The 19,727-nt window shown below is 56.0% G+C and carries 21 protein-coding genes (1 of these 21 only partly in view); 8 read left to right on the plus strand and 13 right to left on the minus strand.

The window, feature by feature from the left end; translation table 11 throughout:
- Positions 1-81: 81 nt before the first annotated feature.
- The 3 genes from QWU00_RS10750 to epmA all read right to left on the minus strand — a co-directional run bounded on the left by QWU00_RS10750 (position 82) and on the right by epmA (position 2,663).
- Entirely contained in the window at positions 82-1,035 is a 954-nt protein-coding gene (locus tag QWU00_RS10750) for a fasciclin domain-containing protein (protein WP_166443781.1), read from the minus strand.
- Between the two features lie 69 nt (positions 1,036-1,104).
- Positions 1,105-1,524, minus strand: a complete 420-nt coding sequence (locus QWU00_RS10755) for a hypothetical protein (protein WP_035382426.1) — start codon at positions 1,522-1,524, stop codon at positions 1,105-1,107.
- An 83-nt stretch (positions 1,525-1,607) separates the two neighbouring features.
- Positions 1,608-2,663 carry an EF-P lysine aminoacylase EpmA gene (epmA, locus tag QWU00_RS10760; protein ID WP_052051574.1) on the minus strand — a complete coding sequence of 352 codons (1,056 nt, stop codon included), beginning with the start codon at positions 2,661-2,663 and terminating at the stop codon, positions 1,608-1,610.
- Between the two features lie 20 nt (positions 2,664-2,683).
- On the opposite strand from epmA, the gene QWU00_RS10765 reads away from it, so the two are divergent.
- Complete coding sequence (locus tag QWU00_RS10765) at positions 2,684-3,733, plus strand: lysine-2,3-aminomutase-like protein (protein WP_006557154.1); 1,050 nt, start codon at positions 2,684-2,686, stop codon at positions 3,731-3,733.
- A 191-nt stretch (positions 3,734-3,924) separates the two neighbouring features.
- On the opposite strand, the gene QWU00_RS10770 is transcribed toward QWU00_RS10765, so the two are convergent.
- From QWU00_RS10770 to QWU00_RS10785, 4 genes are all read right to left on the minus strand, one after another.
- Positions 3,925-4,431: a DUF523 domain-containing protein gene (locus QWU00_RS10770; protein ID WP_035382425.1), complete on the minus strand. Its 507-nt coding sequence runs from the start codon at positions 4,429-4,431 to the stop codon at positions 3,925-3,927.
- Positions 4,432-4,577: 146 nt separating this feature from the next.
- Positions 4,578-6,398, minus strand: coding sequence for a gamma-glutamyltransferase (ggt, locus tag QWU00_RS10775; protein ID WP_052051573.1), 1,821 nt, complete (start codon positions 6,396-6,398; stop codon positions 4,578-4,580).
- Positions 6,399-6,404: 6 nt separating this feature from the next.
- Positions 6,405-7,205, minus strand: coding sequence for a type I methionyl aminopeptidase (gene map / locus QWU00_RS10780; RefSeq protein ID WP_006557157.1), 801 nt, complete (start codon positions 7,203-7,205; stop codon positions 6,405-6,407).
- A 110-nt stretch (positions 7,206-7,315) separates the two neighbouring features.
- The gene (locus QWU00_RS10785; protein ID WP_231551927.1) at positions 7,316-8,404 is read right to left on the minus strand and encodes a D-alanyl-D-alanine carboxypeptidase family protein; all 1,089 of its coding nucleotides are present in this window, start codon (positions 8,402-8,404) and stop codon (positions 7,316-7,318) included.
- A gap of 359 nt (positions 8,405-8,763) precedes the next feature.
- Here QWU00_RS10785 and clpS point away from each other — a divergent pair, with 359 nt between their 5' ends.
- Positions 8,764-9,144 (plus strand): ATP-dependent Clp protease adapter ClpS, encoded by a 381-nt coding sequence (gene clpS, locus QWU00_RS10790; protein WP_006557160.1) that lies wholly within the window; start codon positions 8,764-8,766, stop codon positions 9,142-9,144.
- A gap of 156 nt (positions 9,145-9,300) precedes the next feature.
- The gene (gene clpA, locus QWU00_RS10795; RefSeq protein WP_035382424.1) at positions 9,301-11,658 is read left to right on the plus strand and encodes an ATP-dependent Clp protease ATP-binding subunit ClpA; all 2,358 of its coding nucleotides are present in this window, start codon (positions 9,301-9,303) and stop codon (positions 11,656-11,658) included.
- Between the two features lie 77 nt (positions 11,659-11,735).
- On the opposite strand, the gene QWU00_RS10800 is transcribed toward clpA, so the two are convergent.
- Positions 11,736-12,227, minus strand: a complete 492-nt coding sequence (locus QWU00_RS10800) for a DUF3465 domain-containing protein (RefSeq protein ID WP_035382423.1) — start codon at positions 12,225-12,227, stop codon at positions 11,736-11,738.
- Positions 12,228-12,347: 120 nt separating this feature from the next.
- On the minus strand, positions 12,348-13,244 hold the full coding sequence (locus QWU00_RS10805) for a polyphosphate kinase 2 family protein (RefSeq protein ID WP_035382422.1): 897 nt from the start codon (positions 13,242-13,244) through the stop codon (positions 12,348-12,350).
- Positions 13,245-13,458: 214 nt separating this feature from the next.
- Here QWU00_RS10805 and QWU00_RS10810 point away from each other — a divergent pair, with 214 nt between their 5' ends.
- Positions 13,459-14,064: a YqgE/AlgH family protein gene (locus QWU00_RS10810; RefSeq protein ID WP_052051572.1), complete on the plus strand. Its 606-nt coding sequence runs from the start codon at positions 13,459-13,461 to the stop codon at positions 14,062-14,064.
- 78 nt (positions 14,065-14,142) lie between these two features.
- Here QWU00_RS10810 and QWU00_RS10815 read toward each other — a convergent pair whose 3' ends face one another.
- The 4 genes from QWU00_RS10815 to QWU00_RS10830 all read right to left on the minus strand — a co-directional run bounded on the left by QWU00_RS10815 (position 14,143) and on the right by QWU00_RS10830 (position 17,398).
- Positions 14,143-14,937, minus strand: coding sequence for a CHAP domain-containing protein (locus QWU00_RS10815; protein ID WP_187668624.1), 795 nt, complete (start codon positions 14,935-14,937; stop codon positions 14,143-14,145).
- Between the two features lie 281 nt (positions 14,938-15,218).
- On the minus strand, positions 15,219-15,569 hold the full coding sequence (locus QWU00_RS10820; protein ID WP_035382420.1) for a RidA family protein: 351 nt from the start codon (positions 15,567-15,569) through the stop codon (positions 15,219-15,221).
- An 81-nt stretch (positions 15,570-15,650) separates the two neighbouring features.
- The gene (locus tag QWU00_RS10825; RefSeq protein ID WP_052051571.1) at positions 15,651-16,292 is read right to left on the minus strand and encodes a nucleotidyltransferase family protein; all 642 of its coding nucleotides are present in this window, start codon (positions 16,290-16,292) and stop codon (positions 15,651-15,653) included.
- Entirely contained in the window at positions 16,286-17,398 is a 1,113-nt protein-coding gene (locus tag QWU00_RS10830) for an XdhC family protein (RefSeq protein ID WP_392388298.1), read from the minus strand. The genes QWU00_RS10825 and QWU00_RS10830 overlap by 7 nt, the downstream gene beginning before the upstream one ends.
- A gap of 159 nt (positions 17,399-17,557) precedes the next feature.
- On the opposite strand from QWU00_RS10830, the gene QWU00_RS10835 reads away from it, so the two are divergent.
- The 4 genes from QWU00_RS10835 to QWU00_RS10850 form a co-directional block, all read left to right on the plus strand.
- On the plus strand, positions 17,558-17,971 hold the full coding sequence (locus QWU00_RS10835; protein WP_035382419.1) for a host attachment protein: 414 nt from the start codon (positions 17,558-17,560) through the stop codon (positions 17,969-17,971).
- A gap of 217 nt (positions 17,972-18,188) precedes the next feature.
- Positions 18,189-18,842 (plus strand): MBL fold metallo-hydrolase, encoded by a 654-nt coding sequence (locus tag QWU00_RS10840; protein ID WP_035382418.1) that lies wholly within the window; start codon positions 18,189-18,191, stop codon positions 18,840-18,842.
- Positions 18,843-18,925: 83 nt separating this feature from the next.
- Positions 18,926-19,360: a DUF192 domain-containing protein gene (locus QWU00_RS10845; RefSeq protein ID WP_262411442.1), complete on the plus strand. Its 435-nt coding sequence runs from the start codon at positions 18,926-18,928 to the stop codon at positions 19,358-19,360.
- A gap of 90 nt (positions 19,361-19,450) precedes the next feature.
- On the plus strand, positions 19,451-19,727 hold the beginning of the coding sequence (locus QWU00_RS10850; protein ID WP_035382416.1) for an NAD-dependent epimerase/dehydratase family protein. The gene runs 704 nt beyond the window's last position; the window shows 277 of its 981 coding nt (coding positions 1-277); its start codon is at positions 19,451-19,453; the stop codon falls past the right edge of the window.

Genomic DNA, 19,727 nt, shown 5'->3' on the forward strand with positions numbered 1-19,727 from the left:
AGCTTTCTGAGAAAAAAGCCTGCAGGTGAAAACCGGCAGGCTTTTTTGTTGGCAGAGATTTTTACAGACCGAGAACAGCCTTTAGTGAGAAGCCGCTTCCTGTCCTTGCAGAGAAGGCGGCATGGAAAGGCTGTCCAGCCCTGCGGAAGGAGCGCGATGGCCGGGAAGGGGCTGGCTGGCAGGTGCCACAGCAAGAGGTTGCTTGTTTACCGGAGCCGCTTTCCGAGCTGTGCCGGAGTGAACCTTGATTCCATGTGGGCGCGGCGTGGGCGGTGTTGCAGGAGGTGCCACAGGTGGCAGGATCAGGGACTGGGTGAAGTAAAGCATGCCATTTGATTGCGGAATGCCCGTAACCCATAGGCGGGAAGTCATGCCTTCTCCATTACCCAGAATAATCTGGCCTGTCGGCTGATCCACCCAGGCGGAAAGGATGTGCCCGTTCAGTGTGGGCAGTCCTACGGAGTGAGTTGGAGAGGCCGTGGCGGCAGCCCGTAATTGGGGGACGCTCCATTTCCCCTTCACAATGGAATAGCTCAGAATTTCCTTGAAAAGAGCAGTATTTTCCGGGGCCGTGAGTTTGCCGCCGGTCTGGGTATTGTATTGCTCCAGCACGGCATTAGGAATGCCGAACACTGTAAAGGGGCCATCCTTTTGTAGAATGGGCAGCAGGCCGGTTATGGTCAGGCCATGCGTATAATCGGCAAGCTCAATAGAACTTTGAACGGTTTCTGAAAGAGGGCGGTCACAAAACGCAGGTGTTTCCGGGTCCGCGTAGGCAATGGCGCTATCTGGGGCGTTCTTGCTATCAGCGGCCGCAACTTTGCGGGGCTCGTAGGTTCTGGTGCCGGATATGGTGGGCATCATGTAGGCGCAGGTGCCAGTAGGTGTTTTGAAAACATCCTGCCGTGCCTTGCTCTGGCAGGCAGAAAGCCCAGTTAACCCCAGCAGGGCGGTGCCCAGCAGAAACGGCTTTAAGGCGGCTGGTGTAAAAAAAGCCGTTTTCAGATGTGCTGCCCATGCGCGGGGATGCCGCATAATCGTCTCCCATAAAATCATGCCAGAAAAAGAAATCTTAAAGGCTTATGGCAGACTGTGCCGGAATGGTCAGCACCCATCGCCCCGCATGGTCCAGGCGGAGACCACACCATTCACCAGTTCAAATGTGGTCTGGCACGTATAGGTATAGGCCGTGGTTGGAAAACCGCCGCCCCATCCCCAGCCGCCCCAGCCGGGTCCACCCCAGCCGCCGCCCCAGCCACCGTATCCTCCGCCCCAACCGCCACCCCAGCCACCATATCCCCAGCCACCCATGGGGGAGGAATAATCGGTCTGCTGGTTGACGTAAGCCAGGAAGGTATGATCGCCTGATTTGAATTCCCGTGTCGGGACACCAAAAGTGCGCACCACATCCACTGCCTGCTTTCCGATCATGGAATCGAGCATGCGGCGTTCCTTGGCTGTAGGAACCTGACAAGCAGCCAGAGAGAGCATGCCCACCAGGAAAAGGCGTTTTCTGTGTGTCATGACAAAATCCCGACAAGGTGAAACATGCCAGCCCGGCACCCAGCCGGGCCATGAGGAAAACAAACTGGTAGAACTGTTACAGACTAAACGCTTATCCACAAGACATCCTGTATCCGTGATGTTCCGCAGGCCAGCATGACAAGCCTGTCAAACCCCAGCGCTATGCCAGAGCAAGGTGGCATGTGTGGTAACGCACGAAGCAGGGCTTCGTCCATTGGCCAATCTGGTCTTTGTGGGTAGAGGCTGCGCCGGGCGGTACGGTCGGCTTCAAAACGGGTGCGTTGTTCCGTGGCGTCCGTCAGTTCTTCAAAGGCGTTCGCCAGTTCCATGCCCGCTGCATAGAGTTCAAACCGTAATGCAACCTGCGGGTTGGCGGGGTCACGGCAAGCAAGGGCGGCCTGGCTGGCGGGCCAATGGGTAAGAAAAGTGGGGCGGTGGCGGCTAATGGCTGGTTCCACCCGTTCCAGCAGCAGCCGGAAAAAAAGGTCTTCCCAGTTTTCCCCCTCTCGCAGGCTGCATCCTGCCGCAGTGGCCAGAGCCTGCGCATCTCCCTCGGTCGGCAGCAGATCAACGCCTGCATGGCGCTGAAAGGCCTCGGCCATGGTCAGGCGTTCAAAAGGCTGTGTCATGTCCAGCGCGTTACTTTGGCCATGGCGTGTGAGAGTAGGGGGCAGAACGGCTTTCACCAGGGCTTCCGTTTCATCCATCAACCCATGAAGGCCAAGGCCCGGGTGATACCATTCCAGCATGGTAAATTCCGGTGCGTGCAGGCCGCTGCGCTCGCCATTGCGCCATACCCGCGCAAACTGGAACACCGGCAGCCCGGTGGCAGCCACAATCCGCTTCATGGCGAATTCCGGGCTGGTATGAAGGAACAGGTCTTCCTGCTGGCCCTGTGGCGTTTCCCTGACGGTATGGAAAGGGTGCAGATGCACTTCCTCCCCCGGTGTGGGCACCACGTACGGGGTTTCTACTTCCATGTGGCCTCGAGCTTCCAGAAACGCCCGAACGCCACGTTGCATCATGCTCCGCCGATGCAGAAAAGGCAGCCGGTCCCGAATATGGTCAGGGTCTTCCCCGCCAGAAAAAGAGACTGAGGAAGCGGGTGCCGTGCGTTGTGTTGTTGCAGGAATGGACATGGTGAGAGTAGAGCCGTGACATGTCTCATTCGGTCAAGCCCCATCCTTCATCCCGCAGGCCCTTACGCACGCCTGATGATCTGATTGCCGTTGGTCTGGTGCCACCAGAGCAGAAGGCTGCGCTTGAAGCTGTGGCAGAGCAGTATGCCACAACCATTCCCCCCGCTTTTCTTGATCTGATTGAACAGCCGGATGACCCGATAGGCATTCAGGTCATCCCCTCGCCGGAAGAACTGCTGGTCACACCGGAAGAACGGTCAGACCCGATCGGGGATGATGCGCTCTCTCCTGTGCCCGGTATTGTGCATCGTTACGCAGATCGTGCGTTGCTCAAGCCGTTGCTGATTTGCCCGCTTTATTGCCGATTCTGTTTTCGGCGGGAGCATGTGGGGCCAGATGGCGGCGTGCTGGATGATGCCGCGCTGGAAAAAGCGTTCGAGTGGCTTCGTACTCATCCCCAAATTCAGGAAGTGATTCTGACAGGGGGAGACCCGCTCATGCTCTCTCCGCGGCGGCTGGGCCAGATTATGGCGGCCCTTTCCGCCATGCCGCATGTCACCACCATTCGGCTGCATAGCCGTGTGCCGGTAGCAGCACCTGAACGGGTGACGGATGCCCTGCTGGATGTTTTGGAGTCGGACAAGGCGGTGTGGATGGCGGTTCACGTCAATCACGCCCGAGAAATGACAGAAGCCGCGCGGGCAAGCCTGAAGCGTATTGTTCGGCGGGGCATCCCCTTGCTCGGCCAGTCTGTGCTGCTGCGGGGGGTGAATGATCGGGAAGAGGCGCTGGAAGCCCTGTTCCGCAGCATGGTGGAAGTGCGGATGCGCCCCTATTACCTGCATCAACTGGACCCGGCACCCGGTACGGCGCGGTTCCATGTGCCGGTTGAAGAAGGGCAGAAATTGCTGGCGGGTTTGCGGGGGCGTGTCACAGGCTTGGCGTGGCCCACCTACGTGCTGGATATTCCGGGTGGTTACGGCAAGGTTCCTTTGGGCCCGGATTATGTGGATGGAGCGCTACAGGTGCGTGATCCGGAGGGAAAGGCGCACACACTGGCGCGGCTATAACGACACGCCTCCTGCCCCCGCAGAATATGTGCCACATGAGTGGGGAGGCTGTTGACGGCTTTCGGCTTTCGGTGGTCTCGCGCCCTGAGGGGCTTACCTCACGTCCGTCAGAGTTTTGATATTGGCCTTCTGATTTTCAAAAAGGTCTTGAGTTCCGTGCCCGACGGGCTTGCGGCCTATGGTCCCTCCGCTCAGGAGAGAGTGGAAGCCTGCAGTCTGGTGTGCAGGGCGTCGATCTCCGTATGGGCAAAAACTTCCACCCCATGCTGGCGGAGTAAAGCGGCGGTCACACCCTCTCCGGCATGTTTGTGGCCCGTAAAACTGCCGTCATAAACAGACAGGCTGCCACAGGACGGACTACCATCTATCAAAAGCGCAAATTGACACTGGTTGGCTTGGGCCAACGCAAGGGCGGCCTGTGCACCAGCGACAAATGCGGCTGTAACATCGGCTCCCGTATTATCCATGACACGGCCTTTACCTTCAAGAACTGCCAGTCCGTTTTCCCGGTCGGCAATTTCAGCAGCAGGGCGAGGCGTGGGGAGGCCGGCGGCCCGTTCCGGACAAAGCGCAATGATGCGCCCCTCTTTCTGCCAGCGTTCAAGATGAGTATGGGCCAGCGTTTTGGCGGACCCATCGTAACGGACGGGCTGGCCCAGCAGGCATGCGCTGACCAGAATTTTAGCAGGATGTTCCATAAGCCAAGAAAACCAATGCCCGTAATCCGGAGTCAAAGGGAATAGAAAAGGCGCGCTCTTCAGGAGGAACGCGCCTTTTGCAAAAGGGAGAAACGGCCTGTTTGCAGGGCTATCCACCGAGTGAGTGGGGATGCCCCTGCACGCTGTTATTCGCCTGTGGCGCCTCCGCCGGGGTGTCTGCGGTCATATCCACCATAATAATGGGCCGAGCCTTTTTCTCCCAGTTTGGGGCCGCCAACCAGAATACCTTCCGGCATGCCCCATGGCGCATGGGGAGAGAAGGTATAGCCTTCATGCTCCAGCGTGGTTTCTACCTGGGGTGTGACAGCGCCAGCTTCCACTTCTACCGCTTCCGGCAGCCACTGCTGATGCAGGCGCGGCAGATCAATGGCCTGCTGGATATCCAGCCCATAATCCACCACTCCCAGAATAACGGACAGCACAATGGTGGGAATGCGTGAGCCACCCGGGCTGCCGATAATCAGAACAGGTTTGCCATTGCGGGAGACAATGGTGGGAGACATGGAGGAGAGAGGCGTTTTGCCCGGCGCAATGGCGTTGGCCTTGCTGCCGACAATGCCGAACATGTTGGGTGATCCCGGTTTGGCCGAGAAATCATCCATTTCATCGTTCAGGAAAAATCCGGTGTCGCCCCCAATCACTTTCGCACCAAACCAGCCGTTCAGTGTGTAGGTAGTGGAAATGGCAAATCCGTCTTTATCAATCACCGAAAAATGGGTGGTCTCGTGTTTCTCCGGTGTCGCCTCGCCTTCTTTCAGAGTGCTGGATGGTACAGCCGTATCTGTAGGAATATGGGCGCGCACCTCTGCCGCGTAAGCAGGGTCTAGCAGATGCTGCACCGGGTTTTGCACAAAAGCCGGGTCACCAAGCCCACGGCGGTCTGAATAGGCATGGCGCATGGCTTCAATTTCCCGCTGCAAAGCCGGCGCGGTGTGCAGGCCAAGCGCGTGCATGTCATACCCGGAGAGAATATCCAGAATTTCACACAGTGCGATGCCACCGCCACTGGGCGGAGGAGAGGTTTCCACCACATAGCCGCGATAATGGCAGCTTAACGGAGAAAGCTCACGAGGCTGGTAACGTTCAAAATCAGCGGCCTGAAGCAGACCACCATTTTTTTGCGATGCCTGAACCAGCGTTTTGGCTATCGGACCTTTATAGAATGCGTCTGCTCCCTGCTGAGCCACGAGTTCCAGAGAACGGGCCAGATTGGTTTGAACCAGCCTGTCCCCTACCTGAAGGGGTGACCCATCGGGCCGAAGAAAAATGGCGCGGGCTTCAGGGCTGGCGCGGAAAGCATCCGTGGAGGTATTGAGCAGGGCAACATCACCCTCTCCAAGCACAAAGCCATCTCGTGCCAGTTTGATAGCTGGCTCCATGACAACCTTGCGGGACAACCGCCCCCATTTGCGGTGAATATGATCCAGACCTGCCACCGTGCCGGGCACAGCCACGGCTTTCCAGCCCGTAATGGAAAGGTCAGGGATCACGTTGCCCTTGGCGTCCAGATACATATCGGCTGAAGCTGCCAGCGGCGCTTTTTCACGAAAATCGATGAAGATGGACGGTTTGCCCGGCTGCCGCAGAAGCATGAAGCCACCGCCGCCAATATTCCCCGCCGCAGGATACACAACGGCAAGTGCATATCCCATGGCAACGGCCGCATCAGCCGCATTGCCGCCCTTGGCCAAAATCTGCGCCCCGACATCCGATGCCAGTTTCTGTGCAGAAACCGCCATGCCATGCTTGCCCGGCGTAGGAGCCAGCGGAGGGAGGCCGTCTGGCTGGTCCTTGCCATAAGCCAGCGGGTCCGGTGCGGATGAACTGGCAGGTGCGGCAAGGGATACCGTGGAAAAACCAGCCGTACCGCAGGCGAGAAAAACCATGGCGGCAAAACGCAGACGTAAAGGCAGGCCAGGCGAGGATCGACGGGGCGGAAGCATCATGCGTGATCAGCCTTCAACAGGGTAGGGTGGGCAAGTATATCCAGCCGGGGAGAGTGTGAAAATCTCATATCCCGTTTCTGTTACCCCCAGCATATGCTCAAACTGTGCTGAAAGAGAACGGTCACGTGTTACTGCCGTCCAGCCATCATCCAGAATTTTTACGTCCGGGCGGCCGATATTGAGCATGGGTTCGATGGTAAACACCATACCAGCCTTCAGTTTCAAACCCTCACCCGGCCGACCGTAATGCAGCACGTTGGGTTCCGCGTGGAAGGTACGGCCAATGCCATGCCCGCAGAAATCCTGCACAATCGAATAACGGTTTTTCTCGGCCAGAGTCTGGATGGCATGCCCCACGTCGCCCAGCGTGGCACCGGGGCGCACAACCTCTATGCCACGCATGAGGCAGTCATAGGTGGTTTTTATTAGTTTGGCGGCTTTTACCGGCACCTTGCCAACGGTGTACATGCGGCTGTTGTCACCATACCAGCCATCAACAATGGAGGTGACATCAATATTGACGATATCACCGTCCTGCAGGCGCTTTTCGCTAGGGATGCCGTGGCACACCACGTGGTTGATGGAAATGCAGCTTGCCTTGGGGTAGCCCCGATAATTCAGCGGAGCCGGAATAGCGCCATGATCCAGCGTGTATTCGTGAATAAGGCGGTCAAGTTCCTCGGTGGTGACACCCGGCTTGACGTAAGGGGTGATCATATCCAGCGTGGCGGCAGCCAGACGGCCCGCAGCGCGAAGGCCTTCAAAATCTTCTTCAGTATGCAGGACAATGCCGCTTCTGCCGGCCATGCTTATGCTCCGTGATTTTTGCAGATCTTAATTTAGAGATATGCAAAATGGAGTGAGGCGGCAGTAAAGGCAACCCGCTTCCGGTCTGGAAACGGGTTGTGGAAAAGAATTCAGGTATGATTACGGGTGGAATGAGCCCGATGAACATGCTTGGTGGTGGTCGCCGTTGCCGGATGAACCTTGGCCCCAATCAGCCGGACATGATGGCCACCTGAAACAGGCGTTGCGCGCACATGCCGGGTATGACGGCTCAATGGCGCTTCTGCCACTTCAAGCGGTGCGTGTCCGTGGCGGGCTGAAGCCGCCGCCAGCATGATCACCCGTCCGCCACGGCGATGAGCCGGTACTACGTTGCGTGCCAGAACCAGCGGACGCGCAACCGGGGCAACCCCTTCGGCATCAAAGCCCCGGTCAAGCTGATCTGCCATCACAAGGGTGCGCTGCGGGTTGGAAGATGCGCCCATCACCACCCCAACAAGCCGCACATCATTCCGGATGGCCGAGGTCACCAGATTGCGGCCTGCTTCCTGCGTGTAGCCGGTCTTCATGCCGTCCGCGCCGACATAGGCCTTCAGCATGGGGTTATGGTTGGGGATCATGCGGCCATGAAAGCGGAAAGCGGCCACGGAGAAATAATGATAATCTTCCGGAAAGTCCGTCACGATATGGCGTGCCAGAATGGCCAGATCCCGCGCGGTGGTCATCTGATCTGGGTCAGGCAGGCCGGAAGCGTTGCGGAATGTGGTGTTGTTCATGCCAAGCGCACGTGCCTGCTGGGTCATCATGGCGGCAAATTGTGGTTCGCTTCCGCCGCCCAGAAATTCACCCAGCGCACAGGCGGCATCATTGGCGGATTTGGTGACCAGCGCCAGCATGGCCTGCTCAACAGTCAGGCGGGTGCCGGGAACCAAACCAAGCTTGGAGGGTTCCATTGTCGCGGCATGAATGGAAACGGGAACAGTCTGATCGAGCGTGATGGTGCCCGCCCGCAGGGCAGAAAACGCCATGTAAAGCGTCATCAGTTTTGTCAGGCTGGCAGGGTAGCGGCGCAGATCCGGATCGGTCTGGGAAAGAACGGCTCCCGTTTTGGCGTCCATTACAATGGAGCTGATCTGCCCGGCATATTGGGCGTGGGCTGCGCGCTGGCTGGCAAAGGTGGTCAACGCCACACCGGCCAGCAGGCCAACCCATTTACGCATGGCAGGACGTCGTTTACGGCGAGAAGGCTCCAGACCTTGTGTTGGAGTGTCTGTTTTGCATCCTGTTGCGTAAATGTCTGCCACTGCGCGATCCCACCTGCTTTATTCTCAGGATAATTCAGTCTGGTACTTCAGATTGCAAGACCGCGTCGATAAAAAAACTGGAGAATCCTGACCTTGGCGCGGTGTTCTTGTACTTGGTGTTAGCCTGTTATGTGGCATAAATGTGGCAATCTTTACGGTAGCGGCTTGAAATCAGGGCGTTTCGCGTGCAAAGGCCTCTTCCATCCCTGCGCCGAATTCCAATATGATAGCGCATGTCTTTCCCTCTTAAAATTCGGAAGCGGAGTTCTGGCCTGATGGCATCCCGTTCTTTTTCAGTCCTGCATGCGGGTAATGGGCCGTCTCGACGTAATGGCGGCGGCGCGGAGTCGGATGATGACGGCAGTGATGCTGGGGTCGTGGTGCGGGCCAAGCCTAAAACCCGTAAACCCGCCATGTACAAAGTTCTGATGCTCAATGACGATTACACGCCCATGGAATTTGTGGTGCATGTGCTTGAACGCTTCTTCAACAAGAATCGGGATGAAGCCACCAGTATCATGCTGAACGTGCACAAGCGCGGTGTTGGCGTGTGCGGCGTGTTCACATACGAGGTTGCAGAAACAAAAGTGACGCAGGTTATGGACCTTGCGCGCCAGAATCAGCACCCGTTACAATGTACGATTGAAAAGGATTAAGGCGAGTAAACGAAAAAAAGTCGCCCATAGCGTCTTTTTTATGCGGTTCTGACTCGCAATTCCGCTCAAAGCAGCCAAATATGATTCTGAGGGAACCAGACGTCTCATTGGACACAGTGTTACGGTCTGGGAAACTGGGGAAAGGAGCGTCTCGTCATGTTGTCACGCAATCTTGAGCAGACGCTGCATAAGGCACTTATTCTGGCCGGTGAACGGCATCACGAATATGCGACGCTTGAGCATCTGCTGCTTGCCCTGGTCGATGATGCGGATGCCGTTACGGTGTTCCGGGCATGCGGCGTTGATCTGGAACGCCTGCGGACCGATCTGACCGGTTTTCTTGATAAGGATCTGGCGGGTCTGGCGTCTGACCGCCCGACAGAACCCAAACCTACAGCGGCTTTCCAGCGCGTTATTCAGCGTGCGGCCATACATGTGCAGTCTACCGGGCGTGATGAAGTGACGGGTGCGAACGTACTTGTTGCCTTGTTTGCTGAACGGGAAAGCCATGCCGTGTACTTCCTGCAACTGCAGGATATGACGCGGCTGGATGCTGTGAATTTTCTCTCCCACGGGATTGCCAAGGCTCCTGATCGTTCCACGCGCCGTCCGGTTACTGGCACGGGTACCAATTCCGGTTCAGGGTCGGACAAGAACGAAGATGGAGAGCGCGGCGAAACACGGACGCAGAAAAATCAGGATGCGTTGTCCACCTATTGCATCAACCTGAATGCAAAGGCGGAAGCGGGCAAAATTGATCCTTTGATCGGGCGCGATACGGAAGTTGAACGCACCATTCAGATCCTGTGCCGCCGTACCAAGAATAACCCGCTTTATGTGGGGGATCCCGGGGTGGGTAAAACCGCCATTGCGGAAGGGCTTGCCCGCCGCATTGTGGAAGGCAATGTGCCTGAAGTGCTGCTGAAAGCGACCATCTACTCGCTGGATATGGGCGCGTTGCTGGCAGGCACCCGCTATCGCGGTGACTTTGAAGAACGCCTGAAAGCCGTTGTGACAGAACTGGATCAGGACCCGCATGGTATCCTGTTCATTGATGAAATTCATACGGTGATCGGGGCCGGGGCAACATCAGGTGGGGCCATGGATGCCTCCAACCTGCTGAAACCTGCTCTGGCGGCTGGCACGCTGCGGTGCATCGGGTCCACCACATATAAGGAATTCCGCCAGCATTTTGAAAAGGACCGCGCCCTTGTGCGCCGGTTCCAGAAAATTGATGTGCCGGAACCCACTGTGGATGATGCGGTGAAAATCCTGCGTGGCCTGAAAAGCAGCTACGAAAAGCACCACAAGGTCCGTTACACGGAAGAAGCCATTCGTGGGGCAGTGGAACTGTCTGCCAAATACATTCATGATCGGAAACTGCCGGATAAGGCAATTGACGTGATTGATGAAGTTGGGGCGTCCCGTATGCTTCTGCCTGAAGGCAAGCGGCGTAAAACCGTGAACCTGAAGGATGTGGAAGACATCATCGCCCGGATTGCGCGCATTCCGCCCAAGAGCATTTCTGCTGACGATAAAGAAGTGCTGCGGGCTCTGGAACGTGACTTGAAAGGGATGGTGTTCGGGCAAGATCAGGCAATTGAAACCCTGTCTGCCGCCATCAAGCTGTCTCGTGCTGGTCTGCGTGATCCAGAAAAGCCGATTGGCAACTATCTGTTCTCTGGCCCCACTGGGGTCGGGAAAACGGAAGTGGCCCGTCAGTTGGCGTCCACACTCGGTATCGAACTGATCCGTTTCGACATGTCGGAATATATGGAGCGTCACTCCATTTCCCGTCTGCTGGGGGCTCCTCCGGGATATGTCGGGTTTGATCAGGGTGGTTTGCTGACCGATGCCATTGACCAGCATCCGCATGCCGTGCTGCTTCTGGATGAAATCGAAAAGGCTCATCCAGATCTGTATAACGTGCTGCTGCAGGTGATGGATCATGGCAGACTGACCGACCATAACGGCAAGACGGTCGATTTCAGGAACGTTATCCTGATCATGACCACAAATGCCGGGGCGGCTGATCTGAGCAAGGAAGCCATCGGGTTTGGGCGTATCGCGCGTGATGGTGAAGATGAAGAAGCCATCAAGCGGCTGTTCACACCGGAATTCCGTAACCGTCTGGATGCGATCATTCCGTTCGCTAACCTGACGCCGGAAACGGTGGGCCGTGTGGTCGAAAAGTTTGTGTTGCAGCTTGAAGCACAGCTTGCTGACCGTAACGTGACGATCGAACTGTCTTCCGCAGCCAAGGAATGGCTGGCCGAACGTGGGTATGACAGACTGTATGGCGCGCGGCCGTTGGGCCGGGTCATTCAGGAATCGCTCAAGAAGCCTCTGGCGGAAGAACTGCTGTTTGGCAAACTTGTCAAAGGCGGTGCAGTGAAGATCGGCCTGAAGAACGGCGCTCTGACGTTCGATATTGTGGAAAGTAAAGCGCTTGGTACTCCGGCATCTGATGAAGATGAACGGGGCAGTGAGAAGGAAGAAGAAGCGGCGGGCTAAACGGCTTCTTCTGACGCAAAAACTGGAAACGGCCAGTCAGAGAGTTCTGACTGGCCGTTTTTTATGCCGATAGCATTTTACTCGTAGCGATGACCATTGACGGTTACATACCCCGACACATGCCAGGCGCGTCCTGTCCCATGATGGGTCCAGTCCACTCCCTGTTTCCGGAAAGAATCGTAATAATAACGGCCCACCACTTCTACCTGATCCCCTTTGTTGACCCATGGCCAGGCCGGGGCATTCATCTCGTCCAGGCCGGAGACAATTCGGATGGAAATATTCGGGGCAACGGCCACATAGAAATAACCATGCCACCCACTGCGTGTCCGTCTTGCCTTGGGGGAGAGGGCAATAACCGTGCCGCAGATATGTACTGGCACATCAGCCTTGGGCCCACCATTTTCAAAGGCTTGCTGTTTCGCCATGAAATCACGGTTGTCACAGCTAGCGGGAACAGTCTGATAAGCCTCGGAGCTTCTTGCAAAAGAAGCAGGTGTTGCCAGAGGTAACCCCAGACTTAAAAGAGCCGCAGCCAATAAGGCGCGGGGGAGGGCAGATGTAGCCATTAACAAAAAAACCTTCTTTCAAAACAGTCAGGAGCCAGACAGAACGTGACCAGAGAATGGTAACTGCCAACTGCCTCGCTCACTCCTGCGGTTACAGACCTTTTTATGCATGAAGTGCGTTTAGGGATGCTCGCTTAAGAGGCGCGTACGGTAATCATCCAGAAATTTAGCAACTTCCGGTGCAGGCTTGGGGGCTTGCTGTTGCAGGTTCTGCAGCGCACGGATAATGGCTCCAATCACTACCAGACGTGCATACCATTTGTGATTGGAAGGGACGACAATCCAAGGCGCGTAAGGGCGAGCAGTTTCAGAAATGGCATTCTGATAAGCCTTCTGATAGTCATCCCAATATTCGCGTTCACGCAGGTCCGCAGGCGAGAATTTCCAACGTTTGTCGGGAATATCCAGTCGGGCCAGAAGGCGTTCTCTTTGCTCTTCGCGTGAAATATTCAGAAAGAACTTTAGAACGATGGTTCCCTGCCGGGCCAGATAATGTTCCAGATGGCGGATGTCACTGTACCGCCCTTGCCAGAATTCCGGGGAGTTGATCTCGCCACTTAAATGTTCATGCTGCAAAAGATCTGGGTGAACCCGCGTAACCAGAACATCTTCATACTGGCTCCGGTTGAAAATTACGATGCGCCCTACCTGCGGGGCAGCCAGATGAATACGCCACAGGAAACCGTGTAAAAGTTCTGTCGGACCAGGCTGCTTGAAGGAACTAACGGAAACGCCCTGTGGATTTACGCCGGACATAACGTGTTTGATGGTGCCATCCTTCCCGGCGGCATCCATACCTTGCAGGATGATTAAAACGGAGTGGGTCTGATTGGCGTAGAGCAGATCCTGAAGTTCCAGAAGGCGTTTTTTTACTGTTTTCAGAAGTTTGGCACCCTCAGCCTTGGTCAGGCCCAGATCGCCATCATCATCAGGATTGTGGTCTTTCAGATCAAATTTATCGCCGTTTGTAATGTGGTAGCTGTCCAGCGCACGCAGAAATTTGGCGAGCTTGTTCATGCTGTTCCTTCCCTGTTCTGAAGCAATGCTAAGCCTGAACCCGATGTTTGTAAAAAGATCAGCAAGGAGGTCTGTGCCATGCTAGGCGGGACGCTCAAAGGGAGGGGAAACAGGAAAAGCGGTCCCTTCTGTCTGGGCTAAAAAATGTCGAGAATTACGCAGGAAACAGGGGCAAAAACTTGCCAAACTGCAAGGTTCACCTCATATCGGAAGTATGGCTTTCAAGCATATCTCCCTTCTTCAACAGTCAATACAACCAGGTCATTCATTAACTGGGCTTCTTCTGGTGGCATCCCCGGCTTTGGGCGATACACCGTTTGCGCGGACAGTCATTTACGTGTGTGCTCATGCTCATGAGGGCGGAGCCATGGGATTAGTGGTCAATCGGCGCCTCCCCAAACCGGGGTTGGACGATGTTCTGGAGCAACTGGAAATAGGCCCCATTCCGCCGCTGCGCCGCATTGGGGTATGTGCAGGTGGGCCGGTAGATGAAACACGCGGGTTCGTGCTGCACTCTTCAGACTGGAAAAGCGAAGGAAGCTTGTCTGTTACTGGCGGTGTTACCCTTACTGCCAGTCTGGATGTGTTGAAGGATATTGCAGAAGGAAGTGGCCCAGAAGATGCCCTGCTGGCCATGGGGCATGCCAGTTGGGGGACGGGGCAGTTGGAAGAGGAAATCTTCCGGCATGATGCCTGGTTGCTGGCACCCCCATCACGTGAGATCGTGTTTGGGCAGGATTACGGCGCTAAATGGCGTCAGGCTCTGGCTGCGATTGATATAGATCCTGTGCGGCTGACCGGGCAGACGGGTCACGCCTGAGCAGGCTCAAATAAAAAACACCGCCCGAAGAGAAACGGACGGTGTTTTGTAACGTTCTGAATGAAGAACTTGGAAACGTCAGTTCTGGCTATCGAAGGTAATACCGTCTTCTTCTGCGCCGCTGGTGATGGGGCGGGCGGTAGCAGGAGCCTGTGCAAGCTGAGTGGCGCCAGCCTGTGTGTTCATCTTATGGGCCCAAGCGGTCATCACGTCATTGGCGTGGTTGCTGCCACTTGGACGGCGCCCATAGATAAAGCCGTATGTGGGATAAATGGAGCCAAACCCACCAGAGCGGTTGTTTAGAGCAACACGAACGGCTGACCAGTCATTGTTGGGAGAAACGTCAATGACCTGCACATTCCGGCTAATGCCATTTTGGGCCCAGTGGGACTGATCAATAACAATGGTGCGGCTATCAACAATATTCCGCACGACAGCCACATGGCCAAGCGGCATACGGCGCGTGCTGCGGAAATTCAGCACGCTGCCCGGTTCCGGTGCAGAGCCCCGTTCATACACACCAGCCGCATTGTGCCACCAGTCACGGGCATTGCCATGCAACATAACGTCTGAAGCAGTCTGAGCATACGCCACGCACTGAATGACATGCCCGGTAGCGTAACCACCCCGATGCCAGTGTCTGCCTGCTGCCGGGTGCCAACGGCCTGCTGCATAACGTCCGGCAGAGCCATGATAGGACGCAGCAGTGAATGTCATTTTGTGGGGAGCAGCATGCCGGTGTGCTGCGTGCCGGCTTTTAGCGGTCGCCGGCTGTATAAAGGCGGATAAGGACAGAAGCGAAACAACGGCCATTTTCAGTTTAAAAGCACCAGGCCGTCCATCTCGCATCTCAGCGTACCTTTCCTGCATCACGGGCTTAAGAGTTGTCTTCGCTTAGGTATAAACATCTGTGCAGGTCAGGCAAGCGCTCAATGCGGAGCAAAAACACTCTTTTTCGGGTTTGCACAAGGAGGGGTGGTTTGGAAGTAAAAATAGGAATAAAATCCTATAGTAAGCCATGAATCTGCCAAAATTCCGTCTCTGTGGAAGTGTAAACCATAAAAAACAGAGTGTGGCTCCGGCAGGAGGGAGTCGCAAAACTGTGGCGCAGATACCACGTGGTGCGTCCTGCCCCGCGCCGAAGCAAAGCAGGCTTATTTTGTTGTAATCAGCATGATTTCAACCAGCACGCGTGGGTCGGTCATGGCGGCCTGTACGCAGGCGCGGGCAGGGGCATGGTTTTCCGGCAGCCACGCTGTCCAGACTTTGTTCATGGCGTTGCGATCATTGATGTCTTTCAGCCAGATCTGAGCCTGCAACAGGCGGGTGTTGTCTGTGCCGTGCTGTTCCAGCAGGGCGTCAATCTGCTCCAGAACGTCTTTGGTCTGGCCTTCAATGTCCAGATCAAGATTCCGGGCGACCACGCCCTGCGTGAAAATAAAACCATGATATTCCACCACGGAGGACAGAATGGGGCTGGGGTTTGTGCGTAGAATCTTGCTCATGAAAAATCTCTTGTTTTTGCAGTGACAGAGGCAGCACAGTGCTGCTCCGTTGGGGCAGTGTCTCGGGTAAGCGCGTGGCGGTCAACCAGACTGTGCGGGAAGGCGAGCATAGACCGCCAATCGTTCAGGCGTATCAAAATCGACGAGCTCTTCAAGCGGGGCAGGCACAAGATGCACTTTCTGACCGAGCGCCTGAAGAAGGGCGCGTCCGCCTTTATCGCCCCGTATTTGCTTCAGTGCTGCAAATTCCGTGCTGCTCCACACAACCGGGTTTCCGGGGCGCCCCCCTCGGTCGGGTGCCGTCGCAGCAGCTTGGTGACGTCTGTGTTCCGCTAACAGCGCGTTCAGTAGCCCGGTGGAAACAAGGGGCATATCCGCAAGACACACCAGAACGGACGAAGCCTTCAAAGCCTCTGCAGCTTCAATTCCGGCGCGGAGAGAAGCTGAAAGCCCATCAGCCGCATCGTGCGCGAGACATAAATGCAGTTTCTGTTCGTTTTGGAACGTGTTGCTCAGGTGGGCGGAAAGTTCAGGTTTGTCTGGTGGCACAACCACAACAACCTGCTCCGCATTGCTGTGCAGGGCCGTTGAGACCGTTCTGGCCAGCATGGTCTGGCCTGCGGCATCGTGTGCCAGCAGCTTGTGGTCTGGTGCCGTGCGGGAGGATCGTCCTGCTGCCAGCACCAGCGCTATGGGCCGGAAGGCGGTGTTAGGCTTTACCATCCGGGGCGCTCGGCAAGGGCGGCTCCGCGACGGATCGCAACAATTTCCGCAAGGATGGAAAGAGCAATTTCTTCCGCCCCTATAGCCCCAATGGCCAACCCGACAGGACCATGAATACGTTTTAGATCCTGCTCAGAAAATCCTGCTTCTTTCAGCCGTTTCATGCGGCTGGCCTGCGTTTTGCGAGACCCCAGCGCCCCGATGTAAAATGCAGGACCACGCAAAGCGGCTTCCAGAGTAGGGTCGTCCAGCTTGGCATCATGGGTCAGGGTGACAATGGCGGTCATGCCATCCACGCCGAGCGCGTCCAGTGCGTCATCCGGCCATTCGGTAATGAGTGTTTCCCCCGGAACAAAGCCGGGGAAGCGCTCCGGAGTAGCTAAGGCTGTGCGTGGGTCTATTACCAATGGGGAAAGCCCGGTCATGAGGGCCATCTGTGCCAGATGCTGCGCAATATGAACCGCACCGACAATCAACAGACGCGGCGGGGGTGTAAGGGGTTGAAGAAACCAGTCCGCTCCATTTTCTTCTGAAACAGTCTGGCATGTGCCATGGCGCAGGCACTCTTCTACTGCATAGGCCAAGGCATCAGGGTGGAGGCTGCGGTGATGTGTGTCCAAAAGCCGGTGGTGTTGCGCATCCAGTGAGCGCATCATTACTGCCGGTTTACGTGTAGCCAGAAAGGCGCAGGCCTGTTCCAGAAGGTGAAGCGGGAAGGTGCCCGTCGGGCAGGACGGGCTGCTAACGGCTTCTACCAGCACATCCAGCTTGCCACCGCAGGCCAGCCCAACATCCCATGCCCGTTCGCTGCTGACACCATAAGAAAGAATCTCCGCAGGTGCGCCATCCATAATGGCCTGCGCGGTGGTTATCACATCCGTTTCCACGCAGCCGCCACTAACAGACCCTTCCACGCGGCCTGTCTCGCTGATGGCCATGAAGCTACCCGCAGGGCGCGGGGAGCTGCCCCATGTGCCGACCACCGTCGCCAGCGCAACTTTCTGGCCTGCCAGCACCCAGGTCAGAGCGTGGTCAAGTGGGGTCATGACCTGCGGGCGGGACGTGAGGGGCAGCACGGGCAGGTGGGGTTGAGGCTGGACGGTCATTTCTCCAGTTTATAACAAATGCGTGTTTCCTGCACACAACTGAAACAAGGGGCAGGCCTGCTTGGATCAGAGGTTCTCCAGTGCGTGCCCCCTTGATACCTCAGGAAAGAACACTACGTTACAACAGAGTGTTATTTAAGAAAGTAAGGATGCTATAAAATGGCAGAGTCAAGAGACGGTCGCGTAATCTACGTTGTGGCAGATGGCGGCAAGGTTCGTTTTCTGCATGATGCACAGGGTGAATTCAGAGATGTGCAGGATTTTGATGCGCATGATCATGAAGGCACGCCCGGCAAAGTTCCTTCCGGCTCCACGCCGGCGGATAACGCGAAAGACGCGTTTGCCCGTGTTGTGGCAGACCGCATCAATGCGCTTGTAAACAAGGGCGGGCAGATTGACGGGTTCGTGCTGGCAGCTCCCGCCCCCGTTCTGCATGAAATCCGCACGCATCTCAGCAAGCCTGCAGAAGCCAAACTGATCAAGAGCTTCCCCAAGGATCTCACAAACATTCCCGCGCATGATCTGCGGAGCCACTTTGATATTCCGGCTACCGGGTGGCAGCTTCCTGCCTAAGGGGCTTCGGCATATATTAAGTGTGTCACAAAACTGCCAGAGCTTTGCATCTGGCAGTTTTTTTATGGACGCCGTGCGGGAAGCACGCCAGTAAACGCAGCGAATGTGCCTTTCGAATAGTTTGGCGCGTGAAAGCCTATAGGATTATGCCTGCGTTCTGACTCTGTGGGTTGTAAAATTAAGGAGGAGAACAGTTTTGCACCAAGCCTATTCTGGCATGCAGTTGCAGGTAGTCCCAGTAACGCCGTTTCGTCAGAACTGTTCTGTGTTGTGGAATGAAGCAACCCGTCATGCCGTGGTAGTGGACCCTGGTGGGGATGCGGGTGTGCTAGGCCAATTCATTCGGCAGAACGGTCTGAATGTTGAGGCCATTCTGCTGACACATGGCCATCTTGATCATGCAGGCGGTGTGGCTGCCTTGTCCCGTTTGCTGGCTAAACAACAAAAAGCCCCACCTGTCATCATCGGCCCTACGGCAGAGGATGGTTTTCTTTTGTCCTCCATTGAAAACCAGGCACGTCATTTTGGCTTGGAAGGGTTGGAAAACGCCAAAGTGGATCGTTACGTTGTAGAAGGTGAACAGATACAGGCAGCCGGACGGACGTTTGATGTCATTCATGTGCCCGGCCACACCCCCGGCCATGTGGTATTTGTTGATAAAGCAGCAAAATTTGCCTTTGCGGGGGATACCTTATTTCGGGGCACAATTGGGCGGACAGACTTCCCTTACGGGGACGGAGATCTTCTTGTAAGGTCTATCAAAGAAAAACTGCTTCCCTTGGGGGATGATATTGTGATTATGCCGGGGCATGGCGGCTCAAGTACCTTGGGTGCTGAACGTATGAACAATCCGTTTCTCTGTGCCGGTTGATTAGGAGTTCGTGAGTGAGACAGGGTATTCTTGGTGTGGTGGCGGCCTGCCTTCTGGCAGGTGGGGTATTGGGTGCCACCGCCATGGCCAGCACGGAAGATATGAGCGAACCAACGCAGGCCCAGCCTGTTTTGCCGCGTGAAAATCTGGCAATTGTGTCTGCCAGCGGTCGGCATGTGTTTTCAGTGGAGTTGGCACGTACGCCACGCCAGCAGCAGGTGGGAGAAATGTTCCGCACTACTCTGCCAGATACCAGTGGCATGTTGTTCCTTTGGGCAGCCCCCCAGCAGAGTGATATGTGGATGGAAAACACGCTTGTTCCGCTGGATATCGTCTTCATAGCGCCCGATCATCGTATTCAGGCGATTGCGGAAAATGCTGTTCCACGCAGCCTGGCTCATATCAGCAGTCATGGTCCGGTATCGGCTACGCTTGAACTGGCTGGTGGGGTAACGGCGCGGCTGGGTATAACCGTAGGGGACAAGGTGGAAGCCCCGTCCTTGGAGAAAAAATCCTGACACCACCTTTTCCCCGACCGTTTGAGACAGTTCGGAAAAAGGTAGAGGATATACACAACCCCACTTTTGGGGGTGTATTGAGGCAAGAACGTGACGATTTTTGTAACAGGGGCGGCTGGCTTTGTTGGCTACCATGTCAGTCAGGCGCTTCTGGCAAGAGGGGAACGGGTTATCGGGGTAGATAACCTGAACACCTATTATAGCCCTGCATTGAAACAGGCGCGTCTGGCCCGTTTGCAGCAGCAGCCACAGTTTGTTTTTCATCAGCTTGAATTGTCAGACATGGCAGCCCTTGCTCAGCTTGCTGTGCAGGAGCCCTCCATCACGGGTGTGTTGCATTTTGCAGCGCAGGCAGGCGTTCGGTATT

The organism is Acetobacter tropicalis (assembly GCF_030644465.1).
Classification (GTDB): Bacteria; Pseudomonadota; Alphaproteobacteria; order Acetobacterales; family Acetobacteraceae; genus Acetobacter; species Acetobacter tropicalis.

What these genes read in the sequence shown, in the direction of transcription:
- QWU00_RS10840 (WP_035382418.1), top strand. Translation starts at nt 18,189, where the DNA reads ATGCAGTTGCAGGTAGTCCCAGTAACGCCGTTTCGTCAGAACTGTTCT.
- epmA (WP_052051574.1), bottom strand. Translation starts at nt 2,663, where the DNA reads ATGTCCATTCCTGCAACAACACAACGCACGGCACCCGCTTCCTCAGTC.
- QWU00_RS10785 (WP_231551927.1), bottom strand. Translation starts at nt 8,404, where the DNA reads ATGCGTAAATGGGTTGGCCTGCTGGCCGGTGTGGCGTTGACCACCTTT.
- QWU00_RS10765 (WP_006557154.1), top strand. Translation starts at nt 2,684, where the DNA reads ATGTCTCATTCGGTCAAGCCCCATCCTTCATCCCGCAGGCCCTTACGC.
- QWU00_RS10830 (WP_392388298.1), bottom strand. Translation starts at nt 17,398, where the DNA reads ATGACCGTCCAGCCTCAACCCCACCTGCCCGTGCTGCCCCTCACGTCC.
- QWU00_RS10750 (WP_166443781.1), bottom strand. Translation starts at nt 1,035, where the DNA reads ATGCGGCATCCCCGCGCATGGGCAGCACATCTGAAAACGGCTTTTTTT.
- QWU00_RS10820 (WP_035382420.1), bottom strand. Translation starts at nt 15,569, where the DNA reads ATGAGCAAGATTCTACGCACAAACCCCAGCCCCATTCTGTCCTCCGTG.
- QWU00_RS10770 (WP_035382425.1), bottom strand. Translation starts at nt 4,431, where the DNA reads ATGGAACATCCTGCTAAAATTCTGGTCAGCGCATGCCTGCTGGGCCAG.
- QWU00_RS10845 (WP_262411442.1), top strand. Translation starts at nt 18,926, where the DNA reads ATGGCCAGCACGGAAGATATGAGCGAACCAACGCAGGCCCAGCCTGTT.
- QWU00_RS10805 (WP_035382422.1), bottom strand. Translation starts at nt 13,244, where the DNA reads ATGAACAAGCTCGCCAAATTTCTGCGTGCGCTGGACAGCTACCACATT.
- ggt (WP_052051573.1), bottom strand. Translation starts at nt 6,398, where the DNA reads ATGATGCTTCCGCCCCGTCGATCCTCGCCTGGCCTGCCTTTACGTCTG.
- QWU00_RS10810 (WP_052051572.1), top strand. Translation starts at nt 13,459, where the DNA reads ATGGCTTTCAAGCATATCTCCCTTCTTCAACAGTCAATACAACCAGGT.
- clpS (WP_006557160.1), top strand. Translation starts at nt 8,764, where the DNA reads ATGGCATCCCGTTCTTTTTCAGTCCTGCATGCGGGTAATGGGCCGTCT.
- QWU00_RS10800 (WP_035382423.1), bottom strand. Translation starts at nt 12,227, where the DNA reads ATGGCTACATCTGCCCTCCCCCGCGCCTTATTGGCTGCGGCTCTTTTA.
- map (WP_006557157.1), bottom strand. Translation starts at nt 7,205, where the DNA reads ATGGCCGGCAGAAGCGGCATTGTCCTGCATACTGAAGAAGATTTTGAA.
- QWU00_RS10825 (WP_052051571.1), bottom strand. Translation starts at nt 16,292, where the DNA reads ATGGTAAAGCCTAACACCGCCTTCCGGCCCATAGCGCTGGTGCTGGCA.
- clpA (WP_035382424.1), top strand. Translation starts at nt 9,301, where the DNA reads ATGTTGTCACGCAATCTTGAGCAGACGCTGCATAAGGCACTTATTCTG.
- QWU00_RS10835 (WP_035382419.1), top strand. Translation starts at nt 17,558, where the DNA reads ATGGCAGAGTCAAGAGACGGTCGCGTAATCTACGTTGTGGCAGATGGC.
- QWU00_RS10755 (WP_035382426.1), bottom strand. Translation starts at nt 1,524, where the DNA reads ATGACACACAGAAAACGCCTTTTCCTGGTGGGCATGCTCTCTCTGGCT.